The organism is Achromobacter sp. Marseille-Q0513 (assembly GCF_018195695.1).
Classification (GTDB): Bacteria; Pseudomonadota; Gammaproteobacteria; order Burkholderiales; family Burkholderiaceae_B; genus Achromobacter.
On record NZ_JAGTJY010000031.1, the window covers coordinates 1 to 13,177 of the forward strand.

The following is a 13,177-nucleotide window of genomic DNA, read 5'->3' on the forward strand; positions in this document are numbered from 1 at the left end:
CGCGGTCGGCGGTCTGGTTGATGGTGACCGTCGTGCGGCCGTTCTCGGTGCTGGATCTGGGCGCCTCGGCGTTGCTCCAGCCGCGCGTGAGCGCCTGCGTGTCCACTTGCAGGCCGCCCGCGCCCAGGCCGTCCGGCACGGTCGCGGCGGCACTGCCCGCGGCCTGGCGCGCGGCCGCCTGCGCCGCCTGCTGCGCGGCGATCGCGGCCGCCGTGCGATTCAGGTTGGTGAGCGACTGCTGCAATTGCTGGCGCGATTGCGTCTGCTGACGCGCCGCCGTCGGAATGCCCGCCACGCTGCCATCGGGCAGCCGGCCGCTGGCCTGGGTCTGCGCCTGCGTCGCGCCCTTGGCCGCGAACCAGCCGGGGCTGAAGGCGGCGGGCGCGGCTTGCGCCGCAGACGCCATGCCGCCCGCGGCCAGCAGCAAGGCAAGCGCCGCCGGCACGGGCTTGAGGCGGACCGCCTTCGAGGCAGCCTCCACCGAGCGGGTCACGGGGAACTTGCTGGGACGCGATGTCATGGCGGGCAATCCTGATCCGAGTAGCCAAATGGGTATCGGCCAACCGCAGGCGCAATTGCGCGCATTACGGCGGCCCATACTCCAATGACGCGATTCGGCGCGGGAATGGCTACCGGAAAGGATCGACTATTTTGTAACAGCGGCACGGCGCTGTCCGGCTGGTTCAGCTCAGCAGCACGATGCCGCCCGGCAACTGCGTCAGCTGCGCGCCGTACAGATCGCGCAGCATGCGCAGGGCCAGGTCGGTCTGCGTGATGGCGAAACGCATGCGCACGCGGCGCGCGGCCAGCTCCGCGTTGCGCAGCAGCACGCGGCCGGGACGATAGCGGTTGATCTCGTCCACCACCTCGGCCAGCGTCTGCCCGGAAAAACTGAGCGTGCCGCTGCGCCAGGCCTCGACCATCGCCATGTCGGCGGGGACCGCCGCGCGCAGCCCGGACTCGTCGTAATACAGCTGTTGGCCCGGCTCCAGCGTCTGCCGGCGGCCGGCCTGCTCCACCGCCACGCTGCCTTGCAGGCAGGTGACGCAAACCTGCGGGCCGGTATAGCGCAGATTGAAGCGCGCCTGCCGCGCATGCGTGGCGCCGGCGCCCGCGTAGACGGTCACGGCCTCGCCGCCGCCGGCGGCATCGACCTGCGCCTCGCCAGCGACCAGTTCGATGGCCTTGCCCGCATCCATCGCCGCGCGGCGGTTGATGCGCGTCTGCGTGTTCATCTGCACCGTCAGCGCCTCCGACAGCGCCACGCTGCGCTGTTCGGCGGTGCCGGTGCGAAAGTCGGCGGTGTAGTCCAGCAGCGACGGCCACAGCGACAGGGGCGGCCACACGGCCAGCGCCGCGCCGCCCGCGGCCACGGCGGTGCCAAAGAAGGCGCGGCGGCCGGGATTGACCGGGCGCCGCGCCGACGGATGCGCCAGGCCGGGATCGCGGCTGGCGGCCTGCTTCAGCACCGGATCCATCTCCTGCCACAAACGCGCCACCTCGTTCCAGGCGCGCGCGTGCGACGGGCTGCTGGCGCGCCACAGCTTGAAGGCCTCGGCGTCGCCGCGCGTTGCCCCGCGGTCGCGCAGGCGCAACCACCATTGCTCGGCTTCGCGCCGCAGGCGGTCGGAATCGTCGGAAGGGTTCATGGCGCCAAGCATCGTGTCAGAATTTCCGCCGGCCCACAATATCGCCATCGGCCACCGCCTGCGTGTCCGCCAGCCGCAGCCGGCAGTGGCGCATCGCGGCGGCCAGCTCTTTCTTCACCATCGCCACCGAGATCTGGAAACGCTCTGCGATCTCGGCGTTAAGCAAACCATCCACGCGCGCCGCGGCCAGGATCGCGCGCTGGCGCGGCGGCAGCTCATTCATCGCTTCTTCCAGCGCCTGCACGTCCAGCCTCGCGGCGACCACGCGCTGCGGATCGGCGGTTTCATCCACCACCTGCAGCAGCGCCTCGCGTTCGTCGTCGTCCAGCAGCTCGCGGCTGCGGCGCCAGTCGTCGGTGGCGATGCGCGCCGCCATGCGCAGCAGATAGGCATCTGGATTCAGCACCGGGCTGGCGGGCCTTGCGGCGTCCAGCTTGATCCACGTTTCGTGCAGCGCGGCTTGCGCCTGGTCGCGCGAACCGACGATGCGCTCCAGGCTGCGGCGCAACTCCGGATAGCGCGCGATCAGGCGCAGGCGCAGCAGCGCGGCGGAGAACATGGACATGCCGTTCAACCCGCTGGCCGGCGCGCGGCCGGACAGTTGGCGCCGCCGGGCAGCAGCAGCACCGACACAGGCTGCGGCATGCCCATGGGCGGCGGCGCGCCCACGTCCATGCCCTGCACGACGCGCGTCACGGCCGCGTCGACCCGCGCGCTGCCGGTCGTGTCCAGCAGCCGCAGCCGGCTGACCTGGCCGCTATCGTCCACGCGCAGCTGCAACGCCAGCCGGTAAGCGCCCGGCCGCGCGGCCGCATTACCGCACAAGCTGCGCAGCAAGGCCTTTTGCACGCGCCCGATATAAGCGCTGAAATCCGCCGCGCCGCTGCGCGCCCCCGGAATGTCGCCGGCGGCCAGCACCGCCGCCACGGGCGCCGCTGGCGTCGCGGACGCGGCGGGCTCGTAGACCACGATCGCCTCGCCGTCCGTCTTGCGGATGCGCAGGCCGGAGCCGTCCAGCAACAGGCGCAGCGCTTCCAGCACGGTGTAGCGGCCCGACAGCGCGGGCGCCGGCCGGCGCGCATGGCGCTCCTCGACCAGCACCGCCACGCCGGCCACGTGGCCGATCGCCTCCAGACTGTCGCCCAGCGGCTGCGCAGGCAGCGCATAGGCATGGCGCTCGCCGGCCAGGCGGTCCGCCTGCGCGGCGGCGGATGTCTGCTCGCCGGCGTCCTTCGCCAGGGCGGGCGTATCCGGGCACATCAGACACGCGCCTGCCAGTGCCAACACACTGAGCGGTGCCGGGATGCAACTCATCGAGCGAAATCGGGCATGGGATGGGAGAAATGACCAGGGCGCGGCCGGACAAGGCAACGCCGGCCAGCAGGCTAGCCCGGCGAGATGACTCGGCCGTGACAATGGCGACGGTCAGGAAAGAAGAAGCACCGCAGAGTAGCGTGCCCGCGCCCATGCAGCGGCGCACACATGCGCACTGTATGCGCACACCTTGCCGAACATGCCGCGCGACACGCGAATCGTCACGGCCCAGCCACGCGACATCGGGGCAACTGAAGCTTATGAAGGTAGGGCCAGGACATGCGCGTCACCAGAAAATCAGCGCTCAGGCCCCGCCGTGTATTGCCTGCGGCCAGCGCGCTGCAGGATACAGAAAGGCTCCTCCGGCGCGCTCTGAGCATTGCAATTCAAGATCGCCTACTGCTCTTTGGGGCTATCCCATGTTGATAGCTCGCTTTGGCTAAAGCAGACTCGTCAATGCTCTCCCGACGCGCTCTCTACCCATAAATTCGCAACATCTCCAAGATCCAATTCCATTTGCTTCCACGGCCGCGTAGCCCGAAATGAACGCCAGCCGCGCGGAAGAAATTCGTCAGGAACCCACATTCCCTCGCTCGACAACGGCGTCTGACAACGGGCAAAGGATTTGGCTTCGTTATATCGGTAGTAGCAGTAAGACAACGAAATGAGCAGGTGCTTCGCTACCTCTCTCATCCTGTTATCGAAACGCCGCATCAGATGCAAATATGCCGCCGCTCTAGACTCATGCGGCAACGGATCTATCTGCAGCGCTAGATCCTCATTCTCTCGCGCCAAGATAGCGACCAAAGGATCGCTGCCCGAATCGGCCGATAACTTGCGCATCAATGGATGCTGGTCATGCCCAGGATCGTCGCCATGATGCCAATGATCCAATCGAACCGCATGACGCACCTGCGTTTCCGTATAGCGAACAAGTTGTTGGTAGAGAAAGCGAATCAGCATCTGCTGATAGGTCGGATCTTCAAAGGCAATCGCGACGCTTTTCGAGGCCTTCAATTCCTCGGCCAGCACCCATGCCGCACCCTGGACATCTTCAACGGTGTACTCACCCCGAGTATGTGACGCGATCCGGCGCAACGCTGTACCGCACTGCTTGAGGAAACACTCGAAAGCGGCATATGTGGACGAATGCATTGAGCGTGGTTCCAACTACACATGCACAAGAATGCGGGTTGACGACACACGACATAAGGTCAAGCCAACGAGGATCGCCCTCCGGAATGTTCGTCGTCATTCCGTACGACCCCAAAGCCCAACCATGTGTTTATCGGACCATGTGTCTAGAAACACATCCTATCGTTCGCCGTTCTCAAAATATAGGGCCACACATGTGCTCGCAGATCAGTCTGATCCATAGGTCATGCATTTTGAGATTTGCACCTGTACCGAGCCATCTCACCAGCACCCAGGACTCTTTCCAGACACCATCAAGGCCACCCAGGACGGATTGACATTGAGAGCTGGCGTAACCATTCACGTCACCAGACCCGGCACAATACCGGCAGCATATGATCCAGAATTGAAGTACTGTCGTACGCCCCCAAGCAGACGGCCCGTGCATCAGAATTCCATGTCTACGTAGACGCTCGACACATATTCCTAGCGAACAAACGACAAAAAACCCGCGTTCTTCAAGAAGAATCGCGGGTCTTGTCTTGCATGTCCAGGTGAACCTGAAGCATTGAATTGGTGCCGACGGCGAGACTCGAACTCGCACAGCTTTCGCCACTACCCCCTCAAGATAGCGTGTCTACCAATTTCACCACGTCGGCAGGGTCATGCGTCTTGCTCGTTGCCCCAAGCCCGAAGGCTGGCGCTTGCTATTCGCATGCCATCCTGGCGCCTGTCATGAAGGCAAGGCCAGAAAGTCGAGCATTCTAGCATGAAATCACGTAATCAGCTCATGCTGATCAAGGCCCAGCGTGCCTGGCGCCCTCCCAGCAAAAAGCCGGCTGACGCCGGCTTCTCGCTGCGTTGCCACAGCCGGCCCCTGCGCGCAGGGGCCGGCCGCAAGCGGATGCCTTACTTGGCGGGCGTTTCCGCCGGCTTGTCGCCCGAGGCGGGAGCCGCCGGAACCGAGGGCACCGAGGCGTCGGGCTTGGCCGGGGCGGAAGCCGCGCCGGGCACCGACGAAGCGCCCGGAACCGAGGACGCGCCCGGGACGGACGAGCCGCCGGGAACCGATGCGCCGCCCGGCACCTGGGGCACGGAACGGTCGGCCGGGAAGTTTTGCATCACGCTGGTGTCCAGGACCGAGGAGGAGCCCTTGTGGCTGACATAAGCCAGGCCAGCGGTGGTGGCGAAGAACACGACGGCGGACCATTTGGTCATGCGCGACAGGAAGTTGGCCGCGCCGGTGGCGCCGAACAGGCTGCCGGCCGAGCCGCTGCCGAACGCCGAACCCATGTCGGCGCCTTTGCCTTGCTGCAACAGGACCAGGATGATGATGGCCAGCGCCGAGATCACTTGGACGGCCAGCAGAACTTTGAGAATCAGGGGCATTACAGACTCCGGAACGGAAACTTTTAGATGGCGGCGATGCGCAGGAATTCATCGGCCACGAGCGACGCGCCGCCGACCAGGGCGCCGTCGATGTCGGCCATGGCGAACAGGCTGGCGGCATTGGCCGCCTTGACGCTGCCGCCGTACAGCACTTGCACCTGGGCCGCGCCCAGCGCGCGCAGGGCGGCGCGGATGGCGCCGTGGACTTCCTGGGCCTGCTCGGGGCTGGCGCTGCGGCCGGTGCCGATGGCCCAGACCGGCTCATAGGCCAGGACCATGCGCGACACGGCCTCGGCGCCCAGGGCCAGCACGGGCTTGAGCTGGCGCTCGATGACGGCCAGCGTGTTACCGGCGTCGCGATCGGCCAGCGACTCGCCCACGCAGACCACGGGGGTCAGGCCGGCGGCCAGCGCGGCGCGCGCCTTGTCCGCCACGATCTGGTCGGTCTCGCCGTGCAGCACGCGACGCTCGGAGTGGCCGGCCAGGGCCCAGCGGCAGCCGAATTCCTTCAGCATGGCGCCGGAGACTTCGCCCGTGTAGGCGCCCTTTTCCTGAGCGCTGACATCCTGCGCCCCCCAGCTGACGCTGCTGCCGGTCAGGGCGGAAGCGGCCTGGGCCAGGTACGGGAACGGCACGCAGACGCCGATCTGGCAATGGCTGGCGGCATCCACGGCGCGCAGCTCGGTCAGCAGCGCGGCGTTCTCGGCCAGGTTGCCGTTCATCTTCCAGTTGCCCAGCACGAGGCGGGCGCGGTTTTCGACTGAAGTCATGGCGCAAAGGTCAGAAAGGGTGAGCCCGGGAGGCCGGTCGCCGGCCAGCCGCGAGGCCTGGCCGCCGCCGGACGGGTGCCTCCGGACCGCGCGGCCCTGTCGCGTGGGCGGCACCAGAAGTGCGCCGACGACAGAAGGCTGCGGCCCATGAAACATTCGCCCACGGGTCTGCCTGGAAAAAATTCCAGGCGAAACCTGCGATTGTATCCTGTTGTGCGCCGGCGTGCCGGCGCACCCGCGTTTCCCTATACGGTCAGGATGATCTTGCCGATGTTCTCGCCGCTTTCCATCATGGCGTGGGCCTGGGCGGCCTGGGCCAGCGGGAAGGTGGCGTGGACGATCGGCTTGATCGCGCCCTGCTCCAGCAACGGCCATGCACGCTCGCGCAGCGAACGGGCGATGGCGCCCTTGAAGGCCACGGGGCGCGGGCGCAACGTGGAGCCGGTGATGGTGAGCCGGCGGCGCATGACCTGCGCCGTATCCACATTGGCATGCGCGCCGCCCAACTGGGCGATGATGACGATGCGGCCATCGTCGGCCAGGCACTGGATGTCGCGGCCGATGTAGTCGCCCGCCACCATGTCCAGGACCACGTCCACGCCGCGTCCGCCAGTGGCGTCCAGCACTTCCTTCACGAAGTCCTGGGTCTTGTAGTTGATGCCGCGCGCGGCGCCCAGCGCTTCCACGGCGCGGGCGCGCTCGTCGCTGCCGACGGTGGCGTAGACCGGGTTGCCCATCGCGCGGGCCAGCTGGATGGCCGTGGTGCCGATGCCGCTGGCGCCGCCATGGACCAGCAGCGCCTCGCCCTCGGCCAGGCGGCCGCGGTCGAACACGTTGCTCCAGACGGTGAAATAGGTTTCGGGCAGGCCGGCGGCTTCGACATCGGACAGGCCGCGCGGAATCGGCAGGCACTGCGCGGCGGGCGCGACGCAGTACTCGGCATAGCCGCCGCCCGCGACCAGCGCGCAGACCTTGTCGCCGATCGCCAGGCCGCCGGCGGCCGCGTCGCCGGACACGATTTCGCCGGCCACTTCCAGGCCGGGCAGGTCCGACGCGCCGCGCGGCGGCGGATAGGCGCCCTTGCGCTGGAACACATCGGGACGGTTGATGCCGGCCGCGCTGACCTTGATCAGCACCTCGCCCGGACCGGGCTCCGGCATGGGTCGTTCCACCGGCACCAGCACGTCCGGACCGCCGGGGCGGGAGATTTCAACAGCCTTCATCATGCCTCCTGGGTAGCAAATGGATTATTATTGCGCCCTTCGGATGGCATGCAAGCCATCGCCGGCAAAACGTTTGCCTGGCGATCGGCGCCGTCCCGACACCAGGAAGCGTGGCCGAGCGGTTGAAGGCACCGGTCTTGAAAACCGGCAAGGGTTTACGCCCTTCGTGGGTTCGAATCCCACCGCTTCCGCCAACACGATGCCGCGCATGGCCCTATCCCTAGCCTCCCTTCCGCTCCCCGACGGCTTCGAGCCGCGCGGGGCGCTTGCCGTCGAGCATGACGAAGAATCGGGCAAGGTCTACGAGATGTGGATGCTGGACACGGCGCTGCCGTTCGACGCGGCGGTCGCCGCGCTGTCCGCGTACGCGGAGCGGCACTTCGGCGGCCAGAAAAGAGAGGCCGCCACCAACCTTCCGGGGGTGCGCAGCTGGGCCGCGAACTGGACCCAGGACGGCCAGGAGGTCTCGGCGCAGCTTACCTGCGCGGACGCAGACAGCGCGGGCTATCTGCGCAATGTCTATCCCTACACGTCGTAGGACTGCTCGCCCAGCCGAAAGCCCATGTCCGTGCCCCAGCGGTCGACATAGCGGATCCAGCGCGTCTGGCATGACACGCAGCAATAGTGCTCATAGCGGTTGACCGGATCGCCGTCGACCTCGACGCAATCCACGAGGCCCAGCCGCGGATGCGATTCCATGCTGACCGCCACGCCCAGCGGCAGGCTCAGGCAGGACTCGCACATGGAGGCGGCCCGCGCCTCGGTCGAGGCTGAGGATGGCGCTCCCCCTCCGGTCCCGGCGCTCCCCCCGGCGCCGGAACCTGCCGCGCTCGCGCCGCCGGATTGCGCCTCGGCCTCGGCGCAGATCCGGATCAGCAGATCGAGCACAGTCAATTCGCTCATGCTCACCACGGCGCGGCCCTCGGGAACGTCGGCAATGCGCTAGGCATAGGCCTGCTGACTGGCGGCGAGCGCCATCACGGGCGTCAGGCGGAACCCCTGCGCGTAGACGCTGCTCAGCTGGAGCCCGTTTTCAGGCTGCAACTGCAGCTTCACCCGCAGGCGGTAGACATGCGTGTCCAGCGTCTTGGAGTCGAATTCCAGCGAGCGGCCCCAGATGGCTTTTTCCAGCACGATGCGCGGCACCAGGCGGCCGATATGCCGGAACAGGTACAGGCCCAGATCGAATTCGCGGCGCGACAGCTTCACCGGCTGGCCGCGCAACATGGCGGTCCGGCCCACGGGATCGATTTCATAATCGCCGACCCGGATCAGATCGGCCGGCAACGCCTGATCGGGATACGCCCGGCGCAGCAGCGCGCCTACCCGGGCCGCCAGCTCGCCGGCGCGCACCGGCTTGCTCATGCAATCATCCGCGCCGTCGTCCAACGAGGAGGCCACGCAGCTTTCCAGATCCGCCGCCTCCGCCAGCAGCAGGATGGGCTGGGCGCGTCCCGCCGCCGCGCGGACCTTGCCTACCAGCAGCGGATCCATGCCCCCCGTCGACAGGCCCGCATCCACGACGAAAAAGTCGTAGTCCTCTGCCTGCCCGGACTGCAGGAACACGCCGCCCTGTCCGTGGACGGAGCACTCGTGCCCCATCGCGTTCAACAAGATGGCCGTCACTTCGGCCTGTTCGCGCTTGCCACCCAACACTGCGATCTTCATGATTCACCTCAATACGCCGCATGGCCAACCGGCCCGTGCGCCTAATCCACAATTCGGGATAAACCCTGTACTGCCTAAAGCCGCGTTACTTGATATAAATTGAAAAATATTCAACCGCTGCTTCAACCCCCCCGATATCCGGGACCCGGAACAAGCCCGGCTCCCCTGCAGGCACCACCTCGGACCCTCGCCCACCCACTTCGAAACAAAACGACATAAAGTGACGGTACGAGGCATTCGAAGCAGATACGCGCGTTTTCAATATCTGAACTACACAACGGTTACTAATCTAAGCAGAGTCTCCGCGCGTAACAATCGACAATGCAGCCCCAACCTATGACCTGACGGAATACCTTTCGGGCTTCTTTCATGAGATTGCCGCTTCCCTCCATGCCCGAACTCCATGCCTTCCTCGCCGTCGCGCAGGCAGGCAGCTTTTCCGCCGCGGCGCAGACCCTGTTCGTCACGCAGGGTGGCGTCAGCCGCTGTGTGCAGCGTCTTGAAAGCCGCCTGGGCATGCCCCTGTTCCTGCGCAACGGCCGTGGCGTTTCGCTGACACCGACAGGCCAGCGCTTGTACGAACAGATCGAGCCCGCCATGCGCACGCTGGCGGACGCGGTCGCCAGCGTCCAGGCCCATGCATCACCACGCGGCGTGCTGCGCCTGCGCACCGTCTCCACGCTGTCCATGCGCTGGCTGGTGCCACGCCTGCCCCAATTCCATGCGCGCATGCCGGGCGTGCGCGTAATCATCCAGCCCAACGTGCTGGACGACGATTTCCTCGAAAAGGACGTGGACTGCTGGCTCTACTGGCGCAAATCGGCCACCGGACAATGGCCCCGGCATCTGCGCAGCACCTACATCATCGGCCGCGAGATCGTGCCTGTCTGCCATCCTTCGGTCCTGCCCGGCATCCAATCGCCAGCGGACCTGCTGCGCCACCCGCTGCTATATCACGTGGAAGCGCCTGAGCTGTGGCAACAATGGTGCGAGGCCTACGGGCAGCCCGCCCCCAAGATGCTGGATTCCGAGTTCAACATCATGGCCGCCGCCATCGATGCGGTGGCCAACAACTTCGGCGTCGTGTTGTCGCCGCGCTGCCTGGTGCAGATGGATGAGCAAGCGGGCCGCGTCGCGGTCCCCGCCGGCATGTCGATCTCGAGCCGACGCGGCTACTTCCTGTGCACGCCGAAGACACGCGACGGCGATCCACTCATCGACGCATTCCGCAGCTGGCTGCTGGAATGCGCGGCCACCGACTTCGAACAGGACTGAAGCAAGGGTTCGGACGTGCGGGCAGGCCCGGCCATTCTCATGGCCGGAAGAATTTGAATTTCAACGCGAATAGCCCGCCTACACTGGCCAGGCCCTTAACCGCCGCGTGCCCGGCGCGCAGGCGTCCGTCCAGGTTCCTGCAGGCGCATTGCCTGCACGCACAGGGCGCATGCCTGACGTCGTCCGACATACGCAATACGCCATGCGCCTGCAGCTTCCCCCCATGCCAGAATTGCACGCCTTCGTGTCCGTCGCGCGCTCCGGATGCATTACCGCGGCCGCGGACGGCCTGGAGATGACGCAGGGCGGCGTCAGCCGCAGCATCAGGCGCCTGGAGTCACGACTGGGCATCATCCTGTTCCTGCGCGGCGGCCGCGGCGTCACACTGACGGAAGCCGGACGCCAGCTGTTCGAGCGGGTCGAGCCATCGCTGCGCGTCCTCAGCGACGCGATGATGGAGATCGATACACAGGCCTCGCCGCGCAGCCGGCTCACGGTGCGCTCCGTATCGACGTTGGCCACGCGCTGGCTGATCCCCAATCTGCCAGAGTTCAACAAGCAGGTTCCAAATGTGCGGATCGTGTTGCAGCCCCATGCGCCCGCCGACGATTTCCTCGATACCCAGACGGATTGCTGGATCGTGCCTCGGCCGGCCAAGGGCAATCCGTGGCCCCGCCATGTCGTGGCCACGTACCTGGCGGGACAACACATCGTGCCGATCTGCCATCCCGATATCGCGGCCCAGATCCACAAGCCTGAAGACCTGTTGCGCCATCCGCTGCTCTATCACCTGGAGCAACCGGACGACTGGCGGATCTGGCTGGATACGCAGGGCGGCGTGCAATCCTTCTCGGTGGATTCCGGTTTCAGCACGGTCGCCGGCATCATCGACGCCGTTGCCGACAACTTCGGCGTTGGCATCGTGCCGCGCTGCCTGCTGGACGCGGACCTGAAGGCGCAGCGCGTGGCCCTGCCCTTCCCGCATCCGGTGCCCTCCCACGGCGGCTACTACTTCTGCATGCTGCGCTCGCGCGGCGGTGACCCGATCCTGGACGCGTTCGCGCAATGGCTGCAGCGCCGCGCCCAGCAGGATCTGAACGACTTCTGAAATCCCGGCCCGGCACCGCTCAAGGTCTCAACGTCAGCCCTTCCGCCAGGCTACGCTCGATCCTGCCCACGCTCAGGGTGCCGACGAACACATAGCCCCTGCCCCGCACGCTCCTGATCGGCAGCGTGACGCCCTGCATTTCAGCCCTGCGCTTCAGGCGGCTGATCACCACGTCGATCGACCGCCCGGTGATGCTGGAGCCGTCGGCGGCCGATATCGTCTCATTGCGCCGCACCTCCATCCCCTCGTGGTGCGCGAACCATTGCAGCAGCGTGCGCTCCGACTTGCGCAGGTCTATGCGCGTGCCATCGGCGGCCGCCAGCATCCAGCCGCCATCGGACAGCACCCAGACGCCCTGCCTGCCGACGTCCTCGTCGGCCCGCGCTCCGGCGCCTGCCTGGGCCATGTCGACACGCCTGGCGTCTGCACCGCCCTTGCGCCGGATCGCCTGCAGGACCGCGGCCAGTTCTTCCGGACCAGCCTGCGCGGACAGGCAATTGTCCGCGCCCGCCATATAGGCGTGGATGCGCCGATCGATGGCGGAGAACTCGCCGACCGCCAGCACGGTCGCATCCGGAAAGCTGCTGCGCACCTGGCGCAGCAGAAGCAGGAAATTCAGTCCCACGGGCAGGATCAGGTGCGTGACCCCGCGCCCCAGGCGCCACTCGCCGGCCAGCGGCGCGGGGCCGACATCCACGTCCTGGAATGGCAGGCCCAGGCTGTTGAGCAGGAAAGCCTGGCGCGTCCTGGCATCCGGCTCCTCGAAGATGACGAATATTTCGGCAGTGGCACGCATCATGGTTGGATTCATCCGATCTCGCACGGCCCGATCCAGGACGGGCCGCGGCTTGCTCAAGACAGCGTCACCACCTGGATCAGGCGAAAACCCTGCGCATACACGCTGGCCAGCTGCAGGCCGTTTTCCGGTTGCAACCTGAGCTTGACCCGCAGGCGGTAGATGTGTGTGTCCACCGTCTTGGAATCGACGCCCAGCTCCCGGCCCCAGATCGCCTTCTCCAGCGTCGCGCGGCTGACCAGGCGGCCGACGTTGCGGAACAGGTACAAGGCCAGATCGAACTCGCGGCTCGACAGCTTGATGGGCTGAGCATCGAGATGGAGCCGGCGCGCGGCCACGTCGATGACATAGGCGCCGACCTTCAGCACGTCCGTCTGCAGCTCCTGGCTTGGATAGACCCGCCGCGCCAGCGCCTGCACGCGCGCCGCGAACACGGCGATACGCAGGGGCTTGAACATGACGTCGTCGGCCCCGGCGTCGTACAGGCCCGCCAACTCGGATTCCGACAGCTCCCCCGTCACGGCCAGGATGGGCGGCATGTTCCTGACCTGCGACCGTATGCGCGCGACCAAGTCCACGCCCTCTCCTGTCGTGGCTTGGCCCAGGTCCAGCACGATGAGGTCTACGCCCCCGGCGCTGGCGCGCTCCGGCCAGGCATCGAACACGCCGACCCGGAAGCCTTGCTGCGCCAACAGGCGCGCCAGTTGGTCCGCCTGCTGATGCTCATGCCCCACGAGCGCCACATACAGGGATGACCCGGCCGTCCGCGCTCCGTCGGCGTCGTCAGGTTTTGGGGAAGGAGCGTCTTCTTCATGAGTGTCGGGCAGGTAGGAAGCCCGTTGTCCGGCGCG

At 66.7% G+C, this 13,177-nt stretch carries 15 protein-coding genes and 2 tRNA genes; 4 read left to right on the top strand and 13 right to left on the bottom strand.

Annotation, left to right across the window (positions count from 1 at the left end; genetic code table 11):
* The 9 genes from KDH83_RS09265 to KDH83_RS09305 all read right to left on the bottom strand — a co-directional run.
* Positions 1-520: hypothetical protein (locus KDH83_RS09265; protein WP_212314685.1), on the bottom strand; the 520-nt coding region annotated here is incomplete at its 3' end.
* A gap of 163 nt (positions 521-683) precedes the next feature.
* Complete coding sequence (locus KDH83_RS09270) at positions 684-1,649, bottom strand: FecR domain-containing protein (RefSeq protein WP_212314686.1); 966 nt, start codon at positions 1,647-1,649, stop codon at positions 684-686.
* Positions 1,650-1,665: 16 nt separating this feature from the next.
* On the bottom strand, positions 1,666-2,214 hold the full coding sequence (locus KDH83_RS09275) for an RNA polymerase sigma factor (RefSeq protein WP_212314687.1): 549 nt from the start codon (positions 2,212-2,214) through the stop codon (positions 1,666-1,668).
* Between the two features lie 5 nt (positions 2,215-2,219).
* Entirely contained in the window at positions 2,220-2,909 is a 690-nt protein-coding gene (locus KDH83_RS09280; protein ID WP_212314688.1) for a TonB C-terminal domain-containing protein, read from the bottom strand.
* A gap of 507 nt (positions 2,910-3,416) precedes the next feature.
* On the bottom strand, positions 3,417-4,118 hold the full coding sequence (locus KDH83_RS09285; RefSeq protein WP_212314691.1) for a hypothetical protein: 702 nt from the start codon (positions 4,116-4,118) through the stop codon (positions 3,417-3,419).
* 553 nt (positions 4,119-4,671) lie between these two features.
* A tRNA-Leu gene (locus KDH83_RS09290) sits at positions 4,672-4,756 on the bottom strand.
* 250 nt (positions 4,757-5,006) lie between these two features.
* Positions 5,007-5,486 (bottom strand): preprotein translocase subunit SecG, encoded by a 480-nt coding sequence (secG, locus tag KDH83_RS09295; protein ID WP_212314693.1) that lies wholly within the window; start codon positions 5,484-5,486, stop codon positions 5,007-5,009.
* A gap of 23 nt (positions 5,487-5,509) precedes the next feature.
* On the bottom strand, positions 5,510-6,256 hold the full coding sequence (tpiA, locus tag KDH83_RS09300) for a triose-phosphate isomerase (protein WP_212314695.1): 747 nt from the start codon (positions 6,254-6,256) through the stop codon (positions 5,510-5,512).
* A 245-nt stretch (positions 6,257-6,501) separates the two neighbouring features.
* The gene (locus KDH83_RS09305; RefSeq protein WP_212314697.1) at positions 6,502-7,479 is read right to left on the bottom strand and encodes an NAD(P)H-quinone oxidoreductase; all 978 of its coding nucleotides are present in this window, start codon (positions 7,477-7,479) and stop codon (positions 6,502-6,504) included.
* A gap of 104 nt (positions 7,480-7,583) precedes the next feature.
* On the opposite strand from KDH83_RS09305, the gene KDH83_RS09310 reads away from it, so the two are divergent.
* Positions 7,584-7,673: transfer RNA gene (locus tag KDH83_RS09310), tRNA-Ser, on the top strand.
* 14 nt (positions 7,674-7,687) lie between these two features.
* Entirely contained in the window at positions 7,688-8,017 is a 330-nt protein-coding gene (locus tag KDH83_RS09315; protein ID WP_212314699.1) for a hypothetical protein, read from the top strand.
* Here the strand turns inward: KDH83_RS09315 and KDH83_RS09320 are convergent.
* Together KDH83_RS09320 and KDH83_RS09325 are read right to left on the bottom strand one after the other, a co-directional pair.
* Positions 8,005-8,382, bottom strand: coding sequence for a hypothetical protein (locus tag KDH83_RS09320; RefSeq protein WP_212314701.1), 378 nt, complete (start codon positions 8,380-8,382; stop codon positions 8,005-8,007). The two genes, KDH83_RS09315 and KDH83_RS09320, sit on opposite strands and share 13 nt — an antisense overlap.
* Positions 8,383-8,421: 39 nt before the next feature.
* Positions 8,422-9,147 (bottom strand): response regulator transcription factor, encoded by a 726-nt coding sequence (locus KDH83_RS09325; RefSeq protein WP_212314703.1) that lies wholly within the window; start codon positions 9,145-9,147, stop codon positions 8,422-8,424.
* A gap of 369 nt (positions 9,148-9,516) precedes the next feature.
* Here KDH83_RS09325 and KDH83_RS09330 point away from each other — a divergent pair, with 369 nt between their 5' ends.
* Both KDH83_RS09330 and KDH83_RS09335 read left to right on the top strand, forming a co-directional pair.
* Entirely contained in the window at positions 9,517-10,422 is a 906-nt protein-coding gene (locus tag KDH83_RS09330) for a LysR substrate-binding domain-containing protein (RefSeq protein ID WP_212314705.1), read from the top strand.
* A gap of 106 nt (positions 10,423-10,528) precedes the next feature.
* Complete coding sequence (locus tag KDH83_RS09335; RefSeq protein ID WP_212314707.1) at positions 10,529-11,530, top strand: LysR substrate-binding domain-containing protein; 1,002 nt, start codon at positions 10,529-10,531, stop codon at positions 11,528-11,530.
* Between the two features lie 19 nt (positions 11,531-11,549).
* Here the strand turns inward: KDH83_RS09335 and KDH83_RS09340 are convergent, their stop codons facing one another.
* Both KDH83_RS09340 and KDH83_RS09345 read right to left on the bottom strand, forming a co-directional pair.
* Complete coding sequence (locus tag KDH83_RS09340) at positions 11,550-12,329, bottom strand: winged helix-turn-helix domain-containing protein (RefSeq protein ID WP_212314709.1); 780 nt, start codon at positions 12,327-12,329, stop codon at positions 11,550-11,552.
* Positions 12,330-12,382: 53 nt separating this feature from the next.
* Positions 12,383-13,060, bottom strand: coding sequence for a response regulator transcription factor (locus KDH83_RS09345; protein ID WP_212314717.1), 678 nt, complete (start codon positions 13,058-13,060; stop codon positions 12,383-12,385).
* Positions 13,061-13,177 lie beyond the last annotated feature (117 nt).

Excerpts from the sequence above, each read along its gene's own strand:
- KDH83_RS09270 (WP_212314686.1), bottom strand. The coding sequence starts at position 1,649 with ATGAACCCTTCCGACGATTCCGACCGCCTGCGGCGCGAAGCCGAGCAA.
- KDH83_RS09275 (WP_212314687.1), bottom strand. The coding sequence starts at position 2,214 with ATGTCCATGTTCTCCGCCGCGCTGCTGCGCCTGCGCCTGATCGCGCGC.
- KDH83_RS09280 (WP_212314688.1), bottom strand. The coding sequence starts at position 2,909 with ATGTGCCCGGATACGCCCGCCCTGGCGAAGGACGCCGGCGAGCAGACA.
- KDH83_RS09285 (WP_212314691.1), bottom strand. The coding sequence starts at position 4,118 with ATGCATTCGTCCACATATGCCGCTTTCGAGTGTTTCCTCAAGCAGTGC.
- secG (WP_212314693.1), bottom strand. The coding sequence starts at position 5,486 with ATGCCCCTGATTCTCAAAGTTCTGCTGGCCGTCCAAGTGATCTCGGCG.
- tpiA (WP_212314695.1), bottom strand. The coding sequence starts at position 6,256 with ATGACTTCAGTCGAAAACCGCGCCCGCCTCGTGCTGGGCAACTGGAAG.
- KDH83_RS09305 (WP_212314697.1), bottom strand. The coding sequence starts at position 7,479 with ATGAAGGCTGTTGAAATCTCCCGCCCCGGCGGTCCGGACGTGCTGGTG.
- KDH83_RS09315 (WP_212314699.1), top strand. The coding sequence starts at position 7,688 with ATGGCCCTATCCCTAGCCTCCCTTCCGCTCCCCGACGGCTTCGAGCCG.
- KDH83_RS09320 (WP_212314701.1), bottom strand. The coding sequence starts at position 8,382 with ATGAGCGAATTGACTGTGCTCGATCTGCTGATCCGGATCTGCGCCGAG.
- KDH83_RS09325 (WP_212314703.1), bottom strand. The coding sequence starts at position 9,147 with ATGAAGATCGCAGTGTTGGGTGGCAAGCGCGAACAGGCCGAAGTGACG.
- KDH83_RS09330 (WP_212314705.1), top strand. The coding sequence starts at position 9,517 with ATGAGATTGCCGCTTCCCTCCATGCCCGAACTCCATGCCTTCCTCGCC.
- KDH83_RS09340 (WP_212314709.1), bottom strand. The coding sequence starts at position 12,329 with ATGATGCGTGCCACTGCCGAAATATTCGTCATCTTCGAGGAGCCGGAT.